General features: G+C 65.9%; 16 protein-coding genes. All 16 read right to left on the bottom strand.

All coding sequences use genetic code 11. The annotated features are described in order from the left end of the window. Position 1: 1 nt before the first annotated feature. Positions 2-1,087, bottom strand: a complete 1,086-nt coding sequence (locus VFO25_02315) for an LptF/LptG family permease (protein ID HET9341736.1) — start codon at positions 1,085-1,087, stop codon at positions 2-4. Beyond that, complete coding sequence (lptB, locus tag VFO25_02310; protein HET9341735.1) at positions 1,084-1,839, bottom strand: LPS export ABC transporter ATP-binding protein; 756 nt, start codon at positions 1,837-1,839, stop codon at positions 1,084-1,086. Before lptB ends, VFO25_02315 begins: the two co-directional genes overlap by 4 nt. 12 nt (positions 1,840-1,851) lie before the next feature. Further along, complete coding sequence (gene lptC, locus VFO25_02305) at positions 1,852-2,454, bottom strand: LPS export ABC transporter periplasmic protein LptC (GenBank protein ID HET9341734.1); 603 nt, start codon at positions 2,452-2,454, stop codon at positions 1,852-1,854. A 73-nt stretch (positions 2,455-2,527) separates the two neighbouring features. Then, positions 2,528-3,745: an O-antigen ligase family protein gene (locus VFO25_02300; protein ID HET9341733.1), complete on the bottom strand. Its 1,218-nt coding sequence runs from the start codon at positions 3,743-3,745 to the stop codon at positions 2,528-2,530. Next, a complete protein-coding gene (locus VFO25_02295) occupies positions 3,742-4,926 on the bottom strand; it encodes a hypothetical protein (protein HET9341732.1) in 1,185 nt (394 codons plus the stop codon). The genes VFO25_02300 and VFO25_02295 overlap by 4 nt, the downstream gene beginning before the upstream one ends. Continuing rightward, positions 4,923-5,669, bottom strand: a complete 747-nt coding sequence (locus tag VFO25_02290; GenBank protein ID HET9341731.1) for a metallophosphoesterase — start codon at positions 5,667-5,669, stop codon at positions 4,923-4,925. Before VFO25_02290 ends, VFO25_02295 begins: the two co-directional genes overlap by 4 nt. Next, positions 5,666-6,808: a hypothetical protein gene (locus VFO25_02285; protein HET9341730.1), complete on the bottom strand. Its 1,143-nt coding sequence runs from the start codon at positions 6,806-6,808 to the stop codon at positions 5,666-5,668. The genes VFO25_02290 and VFO25_02285 overlap by 4 nt, the downstream gene beginning before the upstream one ends. A gap of 6 nt (positions 6,809-6,814) precedes the next feature. Then, positions 6,815-7,687, bottom strand: coding sequence for an acyl-ACP--UDP-N-acetylglucosamine O-acyltransferase (gene lpxA / locus VFO25_02280; GenBank protein HET9341729.1), 873 nt, complete (start codon positions 7,685-7,687; stop codon positions 6,815-6,817). Between the two features lie 6 nt (positions 7,688-7,693). After that, positions 7,694-8,167: a 3-hydroxyacyl-ACP dehydratase FabZ gene (gene fabZ / locus VFO25_02275; GenBank protein ID HET9341728.1), complete on the bottom strand. Its 474-nt coding sequence runs from the start codon at positions 8,165-8,167 to the stop codon at positions 7,694-7,696. A gap of 57 nt (positions 8,168-8,224) precedes the next feature. After that, a complete protein-coding gene (gene lpxC, locus VFO25_02270; protein HET9341727.1) occupies positions 8,225-9,061 on the bottom strand; it encodes a UDP-3-O-acyl-N-acetylglucosamine deacetylase in 837 nt (278 codons plus the stop codon). A 20-nt stretch (positions 9,062-9,081) separates the two neighbouring features. Next, on the bottom strand, positions 9,082-10,122 hold the full coding sequence (gene lpxD, locus VFO25_02265) for a UDP-3-O-(3-hydroxymyristoyl)glucosamine N-acyltransferase (protein HET9341726.1): 1,041 nt from the start codon (positions 10,120-10,122) through the stop codon (positions 9,082-9,084). A gap of 14 nt (positions 10,123-10,136) precedes the next feature. Next, a complete protein-coding gene (locus VFO25_02260; protein ID HET9341725.1) occupies positions 10,137-10,556 on the bottom strand; it encodes a hypothetical protein in 420 nt (139 codons plus the stop codon). Continuing rightward, positions 10,557-11,936 (bottom strand): OmpH family outer membrane protein, encoded by a 1,380-nt coding sequence (locus tag VFO25_02255; protein ID HET9341724.1) that lies wholly within the window; start codon positions 11,934-11,936, stop codon positions 10,557-10,559. 2 nt (positions 11,937-11,938) lie between these two features. Continuing rightward, the gene (locus tag VFO25_02250) at positions 11,939-12,772 is read right to left on the bottom strand and encodes an OmpH family outer membrane protein (GenBank protein ID HET9341723.1); all 834 of its coding nucleotides are present in this window, start codon (positions 12,770-12,772) and stop codon (positions 11,939-11,941) included. 94 nt (positions 12,773-12,866) lie between these two features. Then, positions 12,867-15,098 (bottom strand): POTRA domain-containing protein, encoded by a 2,232-nt coding sequence (locus VFO25_02245; protein ID HET9341722.1) that lies wholly within the window; start codon positions 15,096-15,098, stop codon positions 12,867-12,869. Positions 15,099-15,304: 206 nt separating this feature from the next. Next, positions 15,305-20,533 (bottom strand): translocation/assembly module TamB domain-containing protein, encoded by a 5,229-nt coding sequence (locus VFO25_02240; protein HET9341721.1) that lies wholly within the window; start codon positions 20,531-20,533, stop codon positions 15,305-15,307. Positions 20,534-20,627: the final 94 nt, after the last annotated feature.

The raw sequence follows: 20,627 nt of genomic DNA, 5'->3' as shown, positions 1-20,627 counted from the left end.
ATCATACCTTCGCCGCCTCGCGGACGAGCCAGATCGCGGTCGCACCGAATGCGACGTTCGGCAGCCATGCCATGATCAGGCTGAGGTTCGGGTTCGAGCGGCCGACCGCCAGACACACGGTGCTGACCACGTAGTACGCGAAAACGATGAGGATGCTGATGCCGAATCCGGCGCCCGACGACGAGCGCTGCGGCCTGATGCCGAGCGGCATGGCGAGCATGGTGAAGACGAGCGCGGCGAACGGCCGGGCGAGCTTGCTGTCGAACGTCACCTGGAGCAGCGCGTAGCGCGAGCGATCGGATTCCTTGACGCCGCTTTCCATGAGCTTGTAGATCTCTGCGCGGCTCATGTCTTCGGGCGATTTGGTCTGTTCGACGATCTGGCTCGGATCGGCGCCGATATCGATCTCGAGCATCGGATAGTCGCTCACTTTGCAGCACGGCTGCTGGAGTCCGAAGAGGACGGCATCGCGGAATTGCCAGCGATCGCCTGAGTACGTCGCGCGCGGCGCGTAGAGCATCGATATCGGATAGCCCGCGTGGAAGACCTCGACGGTCGTCCCCTGGAGCTCGTTCGTCGCCGGATCGAAGCCTTGCGCGAACGTCACTTGCTGATCTCCGTTCGGCAGTATCGTGCTGACCGTTTGATTGGCCAGCGCTCCGGTACCTCCGGATTGGATCTCGTTACGCAGTATATCGGCTGCGCGCGCGCTCGCGTACGGCACGACGTATTCCTGGAACAAGAACCCGACGATCGACGCGAGCAGACCGACGGCGAACAGCGGCGCGGCGATGCGGTAGAGGCTGACGCCGCCCGCGCGGATGGCGGTGAGCTCCGATTCGCCCGATATCCGGCTCATCGCGAGCAGTACGGCGAGGAGCATGGACATCGGAAACGTGAGGACGAGCGTCGCGGGAAGCGTATAGACGAAGTATTTCGCGGCCGAGAGGATACTCGCGTGCTCTTCGGAGACGAGACGCGCGATATTGAGCAGATTTCCCGCGACGAAGAGCAGCGTGAACGCCGCGAGTCCGAAGACGAACGGCCCGACCAGCTCTTTGAGCATGTACCGGTCGAGGATCTTCACAACCGGAAGCTCTCTCCCAGGTAGAACTTGCGCGCGACCGGCGATTCCGCCACTTCGGTCGCACTGCCGGCGACCTCGATCCGGCCGCGGTTGAGGATGTACGCGCGATCGACGATCGCGAGCGTCTCGCGGACGGAGTGGTCGGTGATGAGAACGCCGAGCCCCTTGGCTTTCAATAGCCTGATGATCTCTTGGATGTCGGCGACCGCGATCGGGTCGATGCCCGTGAACGGTTCATCGAGAAGCAGGAAGGCGGGGTCGGTCGCGATGGCGCGCGCGATCTCGACGCGGCGCCGCTCGCCGCCGGACAGCGTCTCGGCGCGGTCGTGGGCGAGCGCACTCAAGCCGAACTCTTCGAGCAACGCCGGCAAGCGCCGGTCCTGCTCTTCGCGAGAGACGCCGCGCTGCTCCCAGATGAGCCGCAGATTGTCGGCGACCGTGAGGCGTCGGAACACGGACGTCTCCTGCGCGAGATATCCAAGACCCTCACGCGCTCGCAAGTGCATCGGCTCGTGCGTGATGTCCGTCTCGCGGCCCTGGTCGTCGACGAGGATGACCGACCCGTCGTTGGGCTTCACGAGCCCGACGACCATGTAGAACGTCGTCGTCTTGCCGGCGCCGTTCGGACCGAGCAGGCCGACGACTTCACCGACGTTGACGTCGACGAAGACATGGTCCACGACCGTGCGCGCGCCGTAGCGCTTCGTCAGCCCGCGGACGTCGATCTTCGTTGGCAGACGCTTGTCGTCCAAAGCCGCTCCTCTTCAGCGCCGCCGGCCGATGCCGACGTGGCCTGACATGTGGATTTCTTGGAGGTCGAGGTCGGCGACCGCTTTGTCGCCGGTCAGCACATCGCCTTGGGCGTCGACCGCGCGGACCGAACCCGTCGCCGTGAGCAGTTTCGTGTTGCCGTTGTACGACATCGTGTCGCACGTCATCGTCACGCCCGTCGCGCTCTTCGCCTTGACACCGGTGTCGCCGTGAAGGACGAAATCGTAGGTCAATCGGTTGACGTCCGCGACTTGCGCGACGAGCGTCAGACGCACCGCGTTTCCTTTGTAGAAGTAGATCGTGTCGTTCAGAAAACGGCCCTTTGCGCTCGACGTCGAGTAGTAGACGTCTGTCGCCTTGAGGACGTACACAGGATGGCCCTTGACGATATCTTGTACTTTGACCGGCGCTCCGTTCGAGGAGCTTCCATGGATGAAGTAATCGGCTTTCGTCGGTGTTGGTCCAGGCGTCGGGCTTTGTTTGACCTGCGTCGTCGCGTTTTGCGAGCAACCGCAGAGCATGAGTGCGACGACCGCGACAACGATTCGCCAGGGGGTCCATGCGGGGACGCGCCGATTTTCGGGGCAGACTTGCATCTCGGCGCTCGGCGCCGACGGCTCTCGCCGTCGGCGACGCCCCGCGTTTGGACCCCCTTGTCGAATCGTCATGTCAAGGTTCACGCGACATTCCTAGCATCAATCCCATCATCGGCCACCACATCAAGAAAACGAACGTCGTGACCAAATCGACGCTGTTCTGGATGGCCGATGCGACGAATGATGTGACGAGCGCGACGAAAAGGAGGCCACGTTCGTGGTCCTTTGACGCGATGTCCTTTGATCCGGCGCGGGCTGCTTGGATGCACGCGATGATACAGAATGCGAGGGCCGCGAGGCCGAGGACGCCGTTTTCGATCAACACGTTGAGTGGAAGATCGTGCGCGTGGACCTCGTCGATCTGGGCGTCAGGCATCTTGTACGCCGGATATGCGATGTTGAACGCGAGCGGACCGACCCCGGTGAGCGCGAAGCGTTCTGCCATTCGCGCCGCGCCTCGCCACACGGCGATGCGCGAAGCGTTTTCGCTTGGATCGTGCGCGACGTTGCGCAGCACGGTCAGTCCCAGTCCGAGCGCGATCGCCGCGCCGATGCAATAGACCAGCAGCGTGCGCTTGCCGAAGCGCCGCGCGAGGATCGGCAAAGCGAGAAGCAGGCCGAGTATTGCCGCGCGCGACGCGGACATCGCGATCGCGACCGTTCCGAGCGCCGCCCCTGCGATGCCGAGGCGCTTGAGCCACCCGGTCGCGGCGAATTGCGCGACGCCGATCGGGATCACGAAGAGCAGATAGCCCGCGAACTCGTTGGGCTGCAGGAACGTCCCCGCGGCGCGGCCATGTTCGTACGCAAAGGCGGCTGGTGGATGGCGCGTGAGCGTCAGAGCGATCGCGAACACGCACGCGAGGATGCCGGATATTAAGAAGAGCGAGAGAAACACGCGCCGCACGCGCTCGTCGCGCAATGCCATCCAAAGCACGCAAAAGCCGAGCGCATCGCCGATCTCGCAAAGTATCTCGAAAACACCCGCGTGCCACGACAAACCGGCAGCAGCAGCGATGATGCCGGTCGCGATGAGCGCGAGAAGCCCCCAGAGCACCGGCATGCGGATCAGATCGCGCCAACCAGGCGCGCCGACACTCCCGAAAGTGCCGAGGGCGCAGAGCACGATGACGATCGCGGCTAGCGCCGCGGCGAACCCTTCGCCGACGACTGCGACGCCGCGCGGCAACACGTCCGCGAGTTCGATGAGCAACGGGAAAAGCGGCAACAGCAGCGCGTAGCCGTACGGGAGTGCGAGCGACAACGTCGAGACCGCGCGAGGCTGCGTCATGCGCACCCCTCCTTCGCGACGTCGAGCACTGCCTGCGCGATCGCGTCCGATGCTCCAGGCGCCCCCATGCGCTGTCGACCTGCCGCGCCCATCGCCGCGACGCGATCGCGGTCCGCCAGCAGCGCGAGGACGTCGCGCGCGAAGGTGTCATCATCCTCTTGTAGCACCACGAGAGCTTCGCCGAGGAGTTTCTGCTGGCGCATGCGATACCAGCCGACCGATTGCGGCGACTCGCCCGGCGCCGCCGCGGCGACGACCACCTTGCCGAGCCCCGCAGCCTGTTCGTTGCCGGTGCCGGCCTGACCGAGGACGACCTCAGCCGCCCCGAGCGACGCGGCGAGGCCGCTCCGAACGAGCCCGATCTCGACGCCGTCGCGTACGGCGATGGCCATGACGCCTCGGCCGTGGCGATACACGGTGACCTCGAACTCCTCGGCCTTGAGAGCGCCGATGATCGCGGTGATGTCCGCTGCCGGTGCGAGCGCCAGAAACGCTTGGACCTGCTTGCCGGACAACGCCGACATCCGAAGCAGCCTGCGCGCGGCGGCGCGCGTGTTTTGCGGCGCGTCCGAGCGGCTGCCCGGCAAGAGCGCGACGTGGATCGCGCCGTCGGCGATCGGCAAAGGGAATTCCGGCGCCGCGACTTGGTCCATCATCGCGTTGCCGGCGTAGCGCGCCCGCACGCCGCCTCGCAGGAGCGCAAGCGCGGTCGGCTCGTCGCGCGCGAACGTGATGCGCGCGCCTCGAAGGATGCGGCGTTCGATCCAGGAGTGCGATGCGACCCGCTCGGACTTGGCGGTCGCGACGACGACCGTCGGAAGGCGCGCGAACCACAAGCATGCGGCGGCACAGTACACGTCGCCGACGGCGACGACTGCGTCGTACGACCGTCGCTGGCGCGAAAGAAACGTGAACTGCGAGAGCGACAGGCTGATGAGTCCGGCGCCGACGTCGCGCACGATGTTCGGCGCGTTCCAGTACGTGACCAGGCCGCCCGACGGCATGACCGCTTGTGGTCCCACGGGCTGGGGCCACGCGCCGGCATCCACGCGGCCGACGAGCGCCATGTGCGCGAGGTTCGCGCTCGGATCCCGCGCCGCGATCGCTTTGGCGATCGTCTCGAGGATCGCCATCTCGCCGTATCCGTTGCTCACGAGCAAGATGCGTGCAGGCTGGGTCATCGTCTTGATCCCGACGCGAGCAACGGCACCAAACTGTAGGAGGCGACGCTCGGACGCTCCGTACCGAGGTCGAGTTCGAGGCGACCCACATACTCGGCGAACGGACCCGGTTGGACGATCGGAACGCCGTCGACGATTTCCGGATGCGCGAGGGTATCGTGACTGTGCCCGCCGATGATCGCGGCGAGTTCGGGATGTTGCGGTGCGAGCACTCGGTCGGCGGCGAGGCCCAGGTGCGAAAGCAGGAGCGTCGCGTCCGCTTTCTCGGTGGCGGCTGCTTGCATTTCGCGCAGCGCCACATCCGGCGCCAGGAAGCGCCAACCGAAGACCCGCTCCCAGCCGCTTCCGGTGCGGTACTGCGGCACGAGCAGAGCGAGGATCCTGACGCGCAAGCCGCCCGCGTCGACGACGAGCGAGCGCGCGAACGCGGGCGGACGGTCGCGGAGGTCGACGAGATTCGAACAGACCCACGGCACGCGCGACGAGCGCGCGCGCGCGAGCATCCTCGAATGCAGGTAGTGGAACTCGCGATTGCCGACCGCTTGTGCTTTGTACGGGGCCTCGGCGAATTCTGTCAAGACGCCTTCGACCGAGTGGAAAACCGTCGACGACCCGCGGAGCGCATCGCCGGAATCGACGAGCAGGCTGTCCGGCTCGACGATAGCTGCAAGCTTCGCTCCGAAACCGCGCGCGTCGTGAACGTCCGACGTATGGTAGACGACGAGCCTGCGCGGTCCGCTCACGTGGTCGCCGATCCTTCGAGCATCGCGTGCACGCGAGCCGCTATGCGTTCAAGCGAATCCGGCGGCCCGAGCGCGCGGCGCATGCGGGCGTAGCCGTCGAGCATGGCGTCACGTCGCGTGCGATCGTCCAGCAACGGGGTCGTCTCTGCGAGCAGACGTTCGGCCGACATCGCATGCTGGAGCAGCTCCGGCACGATTCGCTCGTCGAGGACGAGGTTCGGCAGCGTCACCGGTCCGGCGAGCAGATGCGGAAGATGCCGCTCCACGAAGCGGTACTGCGCGTCGGACACCCGATAGAACGTCACCTGCGGCGTGCCGACGAGCGCGGTCTCGAGCACCGCGGTCCCCGAAGCGACCCACGCGACGTCTGCGTCGACGGCTGCGGTCGCCGCGTCGGAGCGGACGACGGCGGAAGCACCACCGCAAACCTGCGGCCAGCGAGCGCCGATCGACGCTGCGAGCGCGTCGGACGCGGCGACGACGCGAAACCGGGCGCCTCGTTCGCGACCGAATCGCTCCGCGGCGGCTGCGAGCACCGGCAAGTGGCAATCGACTTCGCCTTCGCGGCTGCCGGGCATGACGACGACGATCGGCGTCGCGGCTGGCTCGACCGGCGCCCGCGGCGCGATGAGCGACACGAGCGGATGTCCGAACCACTCGATGCCAAGGCCGAGGCCTCGATAGAAGTCGGCCTGGTGCCGAAAAGGTGTGATCGCTTCGGCGACGCGCGCGACCTTACGCGCTTGCGCGGGGCGGTCGAGCCACGCCGCCGGCGGGAAGTAGTAGAGCGCGCGGCCCTTGTAGCCGCAAAACCGGAGCCACTCGAGCATGCGGACGTTGAACGCGCCGAAGTCGACGCAGACGAGTAGGCGCGGCGGGTCGCGCATGATGCTGTTCGCGAGCAGCAGCATGCGGAAAAGCAGCCATGGGATCTTGATGTACGCGCGCAAGTGCCCGATGCTCGCCCAGCCTCCGGCGACCGAATCTTCGACGATCTCGGCGCCGGCTGCGCGCAGACGTGGTCCGCCTATCGCCGCAGCGGTGAGCGATGGTCGCAGGTTGCGAAGCGCGGAGACGAGCAGCGACGCCTGAAGGTCGCCCGATGCTTCGCCCGCGCTGACGAACAGATCGGCGGGCATCCCGCGTTACGTCTCGTCGAACGTGTCGGCCGTCGCCGCTGCCCGGCCGTTGCTCGTGCGGCGCCTGGCGGTCGGCCGCGTCACGATGCCGCGTTCGGTCGGTAGCATGAAGAAGTCGATGAGCTCTTTGCCCTCGGCCGTCGTCAAGCTCGTGCGCAGCTCCGCGAGCGCCGAAGACCGGCGGTCTTCCGAGCGATAGAGCTGACGGTACGCTTCCTTCAGCTCGTTGACGGCTTCGCGGGCGACGCCGCGGCGCTTCATGCCTTCGACGTTGAGGCCGCGCACGTAACCCGGATTTCCTTGGATCATGAAGTACGGCGGCACGTCTTTCAGCAGCTTGCTGTAGCCGCCGATGAACGACATCTTCCCGATGCGCACGAACTGATGGACGCCGACCATGCCGCCGATGCCGGCGTAGTCCTCGACCGTGACGTGTCCGGCGAGCTGGCTCGAGTTCGACATGACGACGAAGTCGCCGATCAGGCAGTTGTGCGCGATGTGCACGTAGGCGAGCAGCAGGTTGTCATGGCCGATCGATGTCTGCGAGCCCTCGCCCGTGCCGCGGTGAATCGTGACGAACTCGCGGATGATGTTGCGGTCGCCGATGAACACGCGCGACGACTCGCCGCGATACTTCTTGTCCTGCGACGTCGCACCGATGACCGTGAACGGGTGCACCTCGTTGTGCTTGCCGATCGTCGTGTGACCGTTGACGACGACGTTGCTGAGCAGCCGCGTGCCCTCGCCGAGCTTGACGTTCTCGCCGACGAGGCAGAACGGGCCGACCTCGACCCCGCGCCCGAGTTCCGCGCCCGGATGGACGATCGCGGTCGGATGGATGTTGAGCGAGTGCGCTCCGAGGGAATCGCGTTTCGTCACATCAGCCTACATGTGCAAGATCGACGCGTCATGGCGGAACAGCCGCGTGTCGGACACCATCGAGAACGCGAGCTCGCCCGAGCAGACGAGCTGGTCGTCGACGCGCGCTTCGGCGCGAAGGCCGCCCATGTTCATGCGCACCCACATGACGTTCACTTCCATGACGAGCTTGTCGCCCGGAATGACCGGCCTGCGGAACTTCACCTTGTCGACGCCTGCGAGATACGGCACCGTCGTCGTCTGGCTGTTCGGCTCGAGGATCGCGCTGCCGCCGAGCTGCGCCATCGCTTCGATGATGAGCACGCCCGGCATGACCGGGTTGTTCGGGAAGTGGCCGGTGAAGAACGGCTCGTTGAACGTGATGTTCTTGTAGCCGACGGCGCGCTTCTGCGGCTCGAGCTCGGTGATGCGGTCGATGAGCAGCATCGGATAGCGATGAGGCAATATATCCATGATGGAGCGGACGTCGACGTAAGCCACTGGTCTATCGTCTCCCGGGATGCGGCCTGAGCGCCGCGGTGCGAATGCTGCGGCGCTTCAACGTGCGATCGCGGCCGGACGGTATGGCGCGAGCAGCTCTCGCACCGCCGTCACGTGCAGCGCATGACCCGATTTGAGCGCGATGACCTCGCAGCGCGGATGCATGCCGAGCAGCGCGAAGTCGCCGATGAGATCGAGCGCTTTGTGACGCACGATCTCGTCGGGAAAGCGCAGCTTGCCCATGTATCCGTCGCGGTCGATGACGACCGCATTGTCGAGCGACCCGCCGAGCGCGAGACCCTGCGAGTAGAGCGCTTCGACCTCGGCGCGGAACCCGAAGGTCCGGTTCGGCGCGATCTCGCGCAGGAAGTACTCTGGCGTGATCGCGGGCGTCTCGAGGAACTGGTTGCCGACCGGCTCGGGAAACGCGACGAAGAAGTTGATCTTGAAATGCGGCGCCGGCACGACGACGAGGAGCTTGTCGCCGTCGCGCACCCAGAAGGGCGAGCGCAGCTCGAGGATGCGGCGCGGCACCCGTTGCTCGACGAGTCCCGTCTTGGCGATCGCGTCGGCGAACGGCTTCGCGCTCCCGTCCATGATCGGGACTTCTTCCGCGTCGATCGAGATGACGGCGTTGTCGACGCCCATGCCGGCGAGCGCGGCGAGCACGTGCTCGACCGTATTTATCTCTGCGGTCGGCGATCCGAGCGTCGTGCAACGGACGGTCGAGCGTACGGTCTGATGCGTCGCAGGTATGCGCGAGCCGTCGGCGAGCGAAAACGAAAAACCCGCGTTTGCCGGCGCGGGCGAAAGTGTCAGATTTGCCTCGCAGCCGGTGTGTAGGCCGACTCCGGACAGGTGTATCTCGTCGGCGAGTGTATGCTGGTATTCCACGATCACCGCGTGCGGACGAGCTACCGACGTTTACGGAGCTCGGTCACCGCATCCATCAACGCCCGCACTTGCTCGACGAGTTTAGGCAGCCTGCGCAGGAGGACCTGCTGTTCCATCACCGCGCGATGCGGCTGCGCAGGAAAGCCCGATACGCGCGAGTGCGGCGGTATCGAATGTGTGACGCCTGCTTGCGCGAGCACGAGCGAATACTCGCCGATCTCGAGATGCCCCGCGATGCCGGCTTGTCCGGCGGCGGTCGTGCCGCGGCCGATCTTCGCGCTGCCGGCGACGCCGACCTGACCGCAGAGCACGCAGTTCTCGCCGATCTGCACGTTGTGCCCGATCTGCACGAGGTTGTCGATCTTCGTCCCCGATCCGACGACGGTCGAACCGGTGACCGCTCGATCGATCGCAGCGCATGCCCCGACCTCGACGCGATCGCCGACGACGACGTTGCCGATCTGCGGGATCTTCACGTGCTCCTCGCCGATGCGGACGAAACCGAAACCGTCGGCACCGATGACGCAGCCGGCGTTGAGGATGCAATCGTCGCCGACGATGCAATGATCGAGCACGACCGCGTGCGGGTGCAGGAGCGTACGTTTGCCGATCGACGCGTGGGCGCCGACGTATGCGCCGGCGAGCAGCACCGCTTCGTCGCCGATCGACGCGCCGCTCTCGACGATGACGCCCGGTCCGATCCAGGCGTCCTTGCCGCGGACGCAGTCGGATGCGACGACGGCGGTCGCGTGCGTCGATTCGCCTCGAGGGAGCGGGGGTGCGAAGACCGCGAGCATCGCCGCGAGCGCGGCTCGGACGTCGCTCGCGACGAGCAGCGTCTTGTCGCGGCGGTCGACTTCCGGCGAGGTCCCCGGTACGATGACGGCAGATGCGTGCGACGCGATCGCCTTATCGACCCAACGCGCATCGACCGCGAAGGTCAGCGCGCCGGCCGTGGCGTCGTCGACGGAGCTGATGCGTTCGATGAGGATGGCGCCGTCGCCGACGACGGCCGCGCCCGCCGCCTTGGCGAGCTCCTCAACCGTGCGGGCGCGCTGCACGACGTCGCCTGGGTCTAGAACGCGGGCGAGGGTGAAGCCGTCGGGATGCTCATCGCCTTTTCGACGTCGGTCGTGATGTCATCGCCGCCGTACGCCACGCCCTCGCGCGTCACGACGAACTCATAGTTGCGGCCCTTGGCGATCGTCGACACGGTGGCACGCAAGTCGTTCGTCACTTCGTCTTGCCAGCGCTTGCTCTGACCCTGCAGTTGTGCGAGCTGCTGCTGCTTCTGCGATGCCGGCATCTTGCTGCCCTCGATCGCGGCGAAGCTCGCCTGCAGCTGGTTCGAATAGTTCTGGAATTTCGGCCAGTTCGCTTCGATCGCCACGATGTTGACGACCGCTATCTTCGAGCGCTGACCTGCGCAGCCGCCCGCGAAGAGCGCGCTGGCCACGCACGCGGCGAAGAGCAGGCCGTATGAGTACGTTCGCATCTATCCCCCGGATGGTGCCGGCGACGGTGTCGCCGACGGTAGCGCGGCGACCGCTTTCGCCACTTGGTCGGTGAGGTCGACGGCGCTCCCAGAGCCCGCGACCGAATCGAAGACGATGGCGATGCCGCGCGCTTGCGCGACTTCGCCGACCTGCTGCTGCACCTGATCGAGAATCTTCGCGTAGAGATCACGGCGCTGCGACGCGATGCCGTCGATCTGCGCTTGGATCGCCTGGTCGTCTTGGAACTGCATGTGCGCGATCGCGCTGTACTTTTCGACGAGCGCCTTGCGGGTGTCGCGATAGGACGCCATCGCGGCGGTCGCATCCGCCTCGAACTTCGCGGACGTCTGGTTCTGGATCGCCTGCGCTTTCTGCTGGAGCGCGGGATCGCTCGCGATCGCTTTGTTGACGTCGGTGAGACGCTGATTGAACTTCTGGCTCAGCGCCGTGGCCTGCTGATGGAACTCGACGTTCATCTCGGTCTCACGCGACGCGAGCTTCTGGCTCGTCTGCTTCTCGGTCGCCGTCCGTTCGGCGTCGAAGCGCGCGGCCGCCTGGCTCTGGAGCGTCTTCTCGTAAGCGGAGAGCGCTGCGTTGTCCTTCGTCTTCAGCTGGTTCGTGAGGAACTCTTCACGCGTCTCGATGTCTTGGAGCTGCGCCGCATACTGCGAGCGGTCTTGCGGCGATAGCGAGAGGTTCTCGAGCTTCGTCTTGAGGTTGAGCCGCTGATCCTGGTCCTGATGGGCGAGCTGCACTTGATACGTCGTCTCGTTCGAGACGAGCTCCGATTCTCTCGCGCGTACCTTCGCGGCGACATCGGCCGCGAGCAGCCGCTGCACGCTCTTGAGGTGCGCCGTGTCTTCTTTGAAGAGCGACGTGCGATACGCCTCGAGCGTCTTAGCACCCGACGCTTGAAGCTCTTGCATCTGTACGGCGAACTGGCGCTGCATGTCGCTCACGACGCCGCCCGACGTCGCCGATGGAGTCCCGCCGGCATACATCTTCGCGAGCGCCTCTTGCTCCATGGCTTGATAGAATTGGCGCTTGTGGAGCATGTCTTGCTCGAACTGCGCTTCGGCCGCCGCGAGATCTCTCTCGAGCCCCGCCTGCGCGTCGCGCTGCGCCGGCGTCACCGCCTGCGGGGCCGAGACCGACTGCGCGTTGAGCAGCGTGATCTGATCCTCGAGCGCTTGAAGTTCGGGATGGAGGGGATGGGCTTGGACGACCTTGTCGATGTCGACGTAGGCGATGCCGTGCGCGGCCGGCCGCGAGTTGAGTATCTCTGCGGTCTTGGCGCACCCGATTCCGAGCAGCGCGGTCAGCGCAAGCGCCAGCACCGCGAATCCGCGGGCGGCCGTGCGCGACTGCGAGCCGTACATTACTATTGAAGCGCCTTGACGACGTCCGCCGTCACGTCCGTGCCGCCGTAGACGCGGTTCTCGGCGTTGACGACGAGCAGCAGACCCTTCGACTTCGCGACCGTCGAGATGGCTTTGTCCGTCTGGTCGACCATCGGCTGGAGCACTTTCGTGCGCTCGTCGGACATCTGGCTCTGGTACTGCGCGAGGATCTTCTGCCGCTGGTCGACCGGCGTCTTGTTGTTGATCTGCGACGACAGACTCTGGCGCAGCGTGTTCTGGAACTGGACGAACTGGTCGCTCGCGGCCTTCATCTTCGGCAGCGCGTCGATCTGCGACCGGTCGACGTAGCCGATCTCGGACGGCGCCGGCGTGTTCACCGGCGGCACGACCTGACCCGGCTGGTTGAGCAGGTCGGTGACGTCCTTCGTTATGTCGAGGCCGCCGAAGATGACGATCTGCTTGTCGACGACGACGCTGAGGCCTTTGTTCGCCGCGACCTGAGCGATCGCCGCGTTCGCGCGTCCGAGCAGCGGGTCGAAGATCTGATGCTGCGCGTTAGCGAGCCGGTTCTGGAAGTCGGTCGAGATGCGCTGCTGATCGGCCGCGCTCTTGCCTTTGATCGCGGATTGGAACTGCGATTGAAGCTGCTGCTGGATCTGGGTGAGCTGCGCTTTCGCGGCTTGGAACTGGCTCAAGTTCCCGATCGCCGCTTGGTCGACGATGCCGATGTCGGCGACGTCGGTCGCGAGCACTTGCGGCGTCAGCGCGAGCACGAGCGCCATGACCGCCGCGGCGGCGATGAGCGCTCGACGGACCTTCGCAGGTCTCGTCGACGCTTGTCGTTGGATGTCCATGATGCCCTTGTTCCCTCTTCTCCCTAGTCGAGTAGGCAGCCGCGGCGCGCGGCTGTACGCTCGAGCGGCCGCGATGCGCCCGCGCGAGCGGCGGTTAGAACGATTGGCCGATGCCGAACGATACGTGCGCGCCGTTCTGGCCGGTCGCGAAATCGAGGCGCAGCGCTTGGCCCGGCAGCAGCGGCGTCTGCACGCGGATGCCGATGCCGAAGTCCGTCTTCAAGTGGAATGGCGCCTCGACGAACGTGACGACGGGTTGCGGCCCCGGCTTGAACGGCGAGTGCGGTCCGGCCGGCGGCGTCGGCGTCGGCGATGGCGACGGACCGACGACCGGTGTGACGTACGGAGCGTCGCCGGTGTCGGTGAACAGCGCGATGGCGAATTTCTTGTCGGGCGTCACCGGGATCCGAAGCTCGAGCTGGCCGAGGATCTCGCGATCGCCGTAGAACACGTACCGTTGGCCGCGCAGCTGCTGGTCCGAAAGGCTGAAGAGCGTGTTGTACGGCAGCGTCGCGCCGCCGCTCGAGAACCCGAGATTCAAGTGCGCGGCGAGCGTCGAGTGCTGGCGCACCGGATAGAAGCGCGTCAGGTCGATGTCCGACTTGTCGTATTGGTAGTCCGAACCGAAGCCGTGGAGCGACACCTCGTTCGCGAGCGATGACGTGCCGCCGAAGCGCGGCGACACGACGTCATCGCGATTGTCGCGATTGATGCCGAGCGAGACGGTGCGCAGGTTCGAGACGCCGTTCTTCACCGGCGAACCGCCGATGTTCTGGCCGAAGTTGTTCGGCGAGATGAGCGCCGAGCGCAGGTCGAGCAGGCTCTGGCTGAATCCGTTCGCGGTGAAGCCTTGGAACAACCGCGTCGCGCTCACGCCGAAGCTGACGCGCGTGAAGTAGGCGACCGGGTGTCCGAAGCCGACTTGCGCGCCGGCCTGCCGCGATGAGTAGCCGGCCGACAGACCGCCGCACGGCGTGCCGCCGGCGATGCAAGGTCCTGACGGCGCCGGTGTTCCGAACTGCGGCGACGGGATGGTGCCGCCCCCTGGCGATATCGAATAGAACGGGTTGTTGCCTGCTTCTTTATATACGGGGTACGGCTGGTTGTTGATGTCGTTGTTGAAGATCGAGAACGAGACCGAATCCGGCTTGAACTTGTGGATGTACGGCACCGTGACGCCGAAAGTGATGTCGCTGATGTACTGGCCGCGCTGGAAGCCGATCGACGCGCCGTTGCCCGTGCCGTTGAGGTTGTTCTCGGAGAACGATATGTTCGCAGCGAGCCCCTGGCCGTACGTGCCGCCGCCCGAGTAGCTGACGCCGAAGTTCGCGCTGCCGGTGCGCTGCTCGACGACGGTCCAGACGAGCGTCACCATGCCGCACTTGGTCCCGAACGGCTTGAACGACGCATCGACCGATTTGAAGAACTGCGTGTTGTTTATCTGCTCGTAGTCGTAGCGCAGCCGGTTGTCGCTGATGAGATCGCCTGGGTGGAGGCGCAGGAGCCGGCGGATGACGTAGTCCTTCGTCTTCGAGTTGCCCTGGATCTCGATCGCGCCGATGCGATACTCGCAGATCGTCACGTTGACGACGCCGGGATCGTTCGGATCGGCACCGCCGTCGACGGCGGCGGAGAATCCGATGTCCTTGTACAGCTTGTTGATCGCGGTCAGGTCGTCTTGGAACGTCTGGTCGGAGTACGTGACGCCGGGCTTCGTCTTCATGACGCCGATGATGGCCGGTGTCGGGATGATCGTATTGCCTGTGACGGCCACTTTCGCGACGGTGACGCCTTCCTTGATGTCGAGCCGAAGGGTGCCGTCGCGATCGATCTTGATGTTCTGGACGTGACGCGTGCCGGTGTAGCCGAGCTTGTCGTAGTACGAGTTGATCTTCTGCACGTCGTCGCGCAGCGTGTTCGTGTTGAGGACGCTGCCGTCGGTCGTGTCCATGAGGGCACCGAGGATGTCGGATGTGACGTGCGCGTTGCCCGTGAAGAAGATCTTCGACACGACCGGGTTTTCGATGACGATGAAGTTGACGCTCACACCGCCCGGCGTCGACCGGATGTCGGTCTTGACGTCGGTGAAGTAGCCGAGCCCGAGGATGGCGTTCTGGTCGTTGGCGACTTGCTTCGTGTCGAGCGGAGCGCCGACTTGGCTGCGTACGACCGCAGCTATCTTATCGACGGGGACGTGCGCGTTGCCGCGCACGTTGATGGCCGTGACGATGGGCGCCAGCGAAGCCGGGCTTTGCACCGGATTTGCGACGACCGCTGCGATGGCGACGACAATCGCGACCGCTGCGCTTCGCAGAATTAGGACCAATGGAAAGGCGCTCCTCATCTTCGGTGGCTAGGCGGCGTCCCGGCGGCCGTCGCGTTGCCTCGGGACTGACCGATGGGCATGACCGGACCGACCGCGGTGTAATGCAGCCGGGTCCTCCTTCGCCCTAGGGAGCAACGAGGCCGATGTCTGAGCTGAAAACGCGAGTTGTTTTCCCACGGTTCCGCTCGGTTTCCTCCCCTGGGACGCTAGTGGAACGTGAGGCGCAGATTCAGCGTCGCTTGCTGCAAACCGCTCGCCGACTGTGTCTGCAAGATCTCGAGGTCGGCGTAATCGCGCAGGCTGTACGCGACGCCGGCGGTCTGCGTGACGGGGACGTTGAGCGAAGATCGATAGATCGCGTACACGGTCGGCGTCACCAACTTGCGGACTTCGACGTTCACCCGTCCTTGCTGGTCGTAGATGAGCGATATCTGCTCGACGTTGATCGTCTGCGCGAGCAGCGATTCGACCGGGAAGAGCAGCGAGCGCGTCAACTGCGCGTTGAAGTAGGACTGCGCTTCGGCGTAGAGCGCCGTTTGCGCCTGGCCAGGCGTCGAACTGATGACCGACTGGACTTGCGGCGCGTGCAGCAGCGTCGCAACGATGTCATCGCGCGACATCGACGGATTCGACGAAAGCTCGGTCTGGAGGTTGTCGATTCGGCCGGTGACGGTGAGCGTGATCTCCGCGCCGCTCAGATTCGTGGTCGCCCTGACGTCAAGCGTCGGCAGCAGGCCCTCGGTCGGGTCGAAGGTCACGACGCCGCGTTCGAGCCGGAAATTCGTGTCGAAGTAGCCGATCTGGCCGCGCGTCGCCGAGAACTCTCCCGCGAGCGTCGGCGCGCGCAGGTTGCCAGCGATGAGCACGCCGCCGCCGGCAGTGAGGTCGATGGCGCCGCCGTGCACTCGCACGTTCTTTCCCGCGCTCGCTTTGATCGAAAGGTCGACGGATGGCAGTTTTGGCCTGGCAGCTGCTGCTTGCTTCTTGCTCGGCGGTCCACCGAGCACGTACGGCCCGCCCTCGCCGAAGACGCTGCCTCCATAGACGACGATGTGGCCGGGCAGCAGCTCCGGCACGCCGGGTATCGGACCGCTTTCCGGCGCCGGTCCGCTTCCGTAACCCGATGCAAGTCTGTAGATCGCAGCGAATGGGATCGTGCCGTCGTCGAGGGTCATGTCGCCGGTCGCAAAAGGCGTCGTTCCCGATTTCGTGACCTGCAAGTCGCCGGTGACGGTGCCGGCCGTCCAGTCGGGGACGTCGATCTGCGCGTCGCGCAGATGGAGACGCGAGGTGTACTGGATGCCGGCGACGCTCAAGAGACCGACCGCGGGTATGATGTGGATCGATCCGCCGCCCGACAGCGTGCCGCGGCCGAGATCCGCGTGGACTTTCGAGACGGTGAGCGTGTCGCGATCGAGCGCGACGTCGGCGTTGAGATGCTCCGCGGGCACGGTTTCGAAGGGCGATGTGATGCTCGCATCGCGGAGTTGCGCGGAACCTGAGAGCAGCGGCCTGCCGGCCGTGCCCGTCACCGCGCCGTTGACGTCGACCGTCCCCGTCATCGCCGCGTAACGCGACGTCATCCCATCGAAGGCGCTCAGGTCGACCGACTTCGCCGCCACCTTCAGGTTGATAGGACGCGTCTTCGGGCCGAGTCCGAACGGCTCGAGCTGGAGCGGCAGCGTTCCGCCGATCGTGATGACGCCGCGATTTCGCGATAGATCCACTTCGGCATCGGCGATATCGACTTCACCTGGTGCGTAGCCGACGCGACCGGTGATGCGGTCGAACCGAACGCCGAAAGCGGCGCCTTTTCCGCTGACGATGTTCGTCGTGACGTGCGGCGCCGAGAGCGACCCGCTGACGCTGACGTTCGCGAGCGCCGAACCGCTCGCGAGACCCGGATGTCCGGCGAGCTCGAGCACGCGCCCGAGGTCGGTCGCGTTGATCGTCGCCGTCGCCGCGATGCGCTTGGCGGGTCCGACGCTTCCTTGTCCTGTGATCTGGGCGAACGGCAACGCGATCGACGCGTAACGGAGCGAGAACGTCTTGCCGTCGGTGTCGATCCTGCCCGACGCGTTGTCGATCGCCACCTTGCCGAGATGACCGTCGTGCAGCGCGAACGTGACGCGGCCTGCGGGCGCCGACGGCCGGCCGCGCAGATAACCGTCGGCGTCGATGACCCCGGTGAATCCAAGATTCTCTTTGCCGATCACCGGCATGATGCGCCCGAGATCTGCGCCGCGTATCCGGCCCGCGATGTCGTAGAACGCCGTGCTGAAGTCGGGCAGCGCGTTGCGGCTTTGGGCGAACGTTATGCTGCCGCGAAGATCCGAGGTGCCGGTTTCGCCGTTCTGCCGGACATTGAGGAGCAATCGATCGCTTTGGCCGGAGAAATCGCCGTCGACGGTACCGAGCGGAAATCCGAGAACCGAGGTCCCCTTGAGATTGACGTTACCCGATCCGATGATGCCGCCGCGCGTCGATTCGAACGCGACCTGAGCGCTCCCGCGACCTTCGAGCGTGTCATAGCCGTTGAAGAAATCGTTGAAGTCGGAGAGATCGACGTCGGCACTCGACGCGCGTACGCTCGCGATCGAGCGTGAAAGGCTGCCGCCGAATGCGAAGTGCGATGAGCCGACGCCGATTTTGCCGCCGGTGACTTGGACCGAACTCGCCGATGCGTCGACCGACCCGCGCAGATCTTCGAACGTGACGCCCTGCAGCGTGCCGCTGCCGGCACTGACATCGCCGACCGCGTGCGGAGCTGCGACCGTGCCGTCGACGCGAAGCGCTGCAGCCACCGTACCGCGCAACTTCACGTTCGACGGCAAGTAGCGGTCGGCGAGCGCGCCGAGATCGCCTTCGCGCATCGACGCGGCGAGGTCGAGTGTCGCATCGCCCATCGGCCGGTCGGGTCCGAGTTTGCCGACCGAACCGTCGAGGTAAACGAAGCCCCCGCCGACTCCGAATCGGACGCCGCTGGCGACGAGGCGATCGGCCCCGTAGCTCACCTCGAGATCACCCGATACTCTGCGCCCGGCGATCTGAGCGCGATAGACCGAGGCTGCACCTGTGATCCGCGGTGCGCGGAGCGTGCCGCCGATCGTCGCCTCGCCGATCGCGCTACCGCCTTTGATGCCGGAACTCGCCGGCGCGATCGCGCCGATATCGAGAGCATCCGTCCAGATCTTCAGATCGCCTTTTTCGCTCGCACCGTTGCCGGGGACCGTTCCCATCCCCGACAGGACGCCGCCGGCGGTCGCGACGCGGCCTGCGTAGACATCCGTCGCCGATCCGCCGCCTCCGCCGAAGCTCGCGTCGAGCGAGCTGACGCGCACGCCGCCGACGGCGGCATCCGCGCTCGATGCGTCGAGGGCAACCGTCCAATGCCCGCCGCCGAGCGCGGCGGTGAATCCGCCTCGCGCGTTGCCGCGAAGCGCGTGGATGCCCGAAGCGCCGCCGAGAGCGGCGAGATCCGCATTGCCCGAGCCTTTCAGCACGGCGGCATAGCGGCCGGATTTCGGCGAGATGACGGCGTCGCCAGCGACCTCCATCGCAGCATCGGGGCCGTCGATCGTCGCGCGCGCGATGTGGACCTCACCGCCACGGCCGGTTGCGACGATCGTCGCGCGCCCGAGCCGCGCACCGCCGACGACGAGGTCGTGCGCGGTCGCGTCGATCGCGACGTCGGGCGAACGCTCGTCGCCGAGCACGACGATGGTGCCGTCGAGCGATCCGTCGACTGCCGGCAGCGTGATGGGTGCCGCTTTGTTCACGCCGGGGAGCGACCGCGAAGCCGCGACCGAGTGGAGCGAGGCCGAGCGCGCGACGACCACACCTTGGATCATCCGCGCAGGCGTCGTGCGATCGATCGCGCCGCTCGCGATGAGCTGACCGCCGCCGGGATCGTCGATGATCGCGGGGCCGATCGCAAACCGCTGCGGACCGGCGTCGAATGCCGCGCGGAACGTGCCGCCGTCCTTGCCGTCGACTTGCGCGAAGCCTACTCCGCGCATCGCCGCAAGGGGTCCGCTCATCGACACGAGCGCGCTCGCGACGCCGCCCGGCTCGACGTTCGCCGCGATCGGCAGTTTGTCCGACGGTATGGTCGCGAGCACGTCGAACGTGCCGGTGATCGGCGCGGCGCTGAGGTCGACCTCTCCTTGCGCGTTGACCGAACCACTATCGTAGACACCTGCGATGATCGGGAACGTCAGGTGCCCGCCCGAGTAGAACACCGTGCCTGCGAGCGACGTCACCGGTACGCCGCCGTACGACACGATCGCCGGTGCTACGTAGCGGCCTGCGACGTCGACGGTTGCCGGCGGCCCGTTGACGCGCAGGTCGATGCCGATCGGCCCGACGATGTCGAGCTTCGTCGCGAACGCGAGCGCGTGCCGCATGTTCTCGAGCGATTGCGTGCTATGAACGGCGAGCGCGAGCGTGACGCCGTGGAGCAAGCGCAGGCCGCCGTCGATAGTCACCGGCGCGCCTTCGAGCGTCCCCGTGAGCTGCGGACTCGTCAGCTCGCCGCCGGCGAACGCGAGCCGCCCCGAGACATGAGCGATCGGGGCCGTGAGTGGCAGCACGCGAAATGCGCCGTCCGTCAGTTCTCCCGATCCGGAGATCTGCCAATCGGGCCCGTACGCCGGGTCGTATCCTATCGAGAATGCTCGCAGCATGAGCCGCCTAACGGTCGCGCTTTCGATGGAGAACGCTTTGGTCGGCACGAGACCGTCGACGATCGACGCGACGTCGATCTTGTCGGCGCGCAGCGTCGTCTGTGCGAACCGCTGCGCGTCGTACTCGCGGATGTCGAGCGTCAATGGTACGCGACCTGGGCCGGCGATGTATGCGCCCGTGAAGGCGAGCGAACTCAGCGAACCGGTCTCGAGTTGCCCCGATCCGGCGATCTTCTCGATGTGAAAGCGTCTGCCGATCGGCGACGCTGCCGCGGGATCTTCGAAATCGAGCTCGCCGGCACGAATGGCGAGCGACAGATGATAAGGAAGCGGCGGCGGTCCGAGCGCTGTGGACGGCGCGCCGAGCAACGGCGCATAGTTGTAGGATCCATCTGCATAGCGGACGATGTGGATGACGGGTTTCACGAGCTCGAGGGTGACGAGCCCGTAGCGCCGGTCGCTGCGTAAGGTCCAGACCGCCGGATCGAGCGTTGCGGCGATCTTATCCGCCGTGAAGAACGGCGAGCCGCTCCGGTCGTCGATCTCGAGGCCAGCCGCCTCGATCTTCGACGACGCGATCCGCAGCGTCTTCGTATGTAAGGAAAAACCGCGCGCGTGAAGCGCCGCGTCCAGCGCGGCGAACGCGGCTGCGTTGCGAGCGGGCGGGATGACGAGGACGAGGACTATCGCCGCCAAAACCGCGGCGGCTGCCGCGGCGAGGACCACCCATCTTCGGCGAAGTCGTCGCACGTTGTCTTATTCCAAGTCGTCGCGCTGCAAACCCGGTCGCGCTCGAGGGCGCGTAGCCGCGGACCCGGCGTGCCCTTACATAATGTAACGCTGC

The sequence above is a fragment of the Candidatus Eremiobacteraceae bacterium genome (assembly GCA_035710745.1).
GTDB lineage: Bacteria > Vulcanimicrobiota > Vulcanimicrobiia > Eremiobacterales > Eremiobacteraceae > JANWLL01.
The sequence above is the reverse complement of the archived record's forward strand: the minus strand, read 5'-3'. Positions and strand labels throughout refer to the sequence as shown.

Excerpts from the sequence above, each read along its gene's own strand:
- lptC (HET9341734.1), bottom strand. The coding sequence starts at position 2,454 with ATGCAAGTCTGCCCCGAAAATCGGCGCGTCCCCGCATGGACCCCCTGG.
- VFO25_02300 (HET9341733.1), bottom strand. The coding sequence starts at position 3,745 with ATGACGCAGCCTCGCGCGGTCTCGACGTTGTCGCTCGCACTCCCGTAC.
- VFO25_02295 (HET9341732.1), bottom strand. The coding sequence starts at position 4,926 with ATGACCCAGCCTGCACGCATCTTGCTCGTGAGCAACGGATACGGCGAG.
- VFO25_02250 (HET9341723.1), bottom strand. The coding sequence starts at position 12,772 with ATGGACATCCAACGACAAGCGTCGACGAGACCTGCGAAGGTCCGTCGA.
- VFO25_02255 (HET9341724.1), bottom strand. The coding sequence starts at position 11,936 with ATGTACGGCTCGCAGTCGCGCACGGCCGCCCGCGGATTCGCGGTGCTG.
- VFO25_02285 (HET9341730.1), bottom strand. The coding sequence starts at position 6,808 with ATGCCCGCCGATCTGTTCGTCAGCGCGGGCGAAGCATCGGGCGACCTT.
- VFO25_02260 (HET9341725.1), bottom strand. The coding sequence starts at position 10,556 with ATGCGAACGTACTCATACGGCCTGCTCTTCGCCGCGTGCGTGGCCAGC.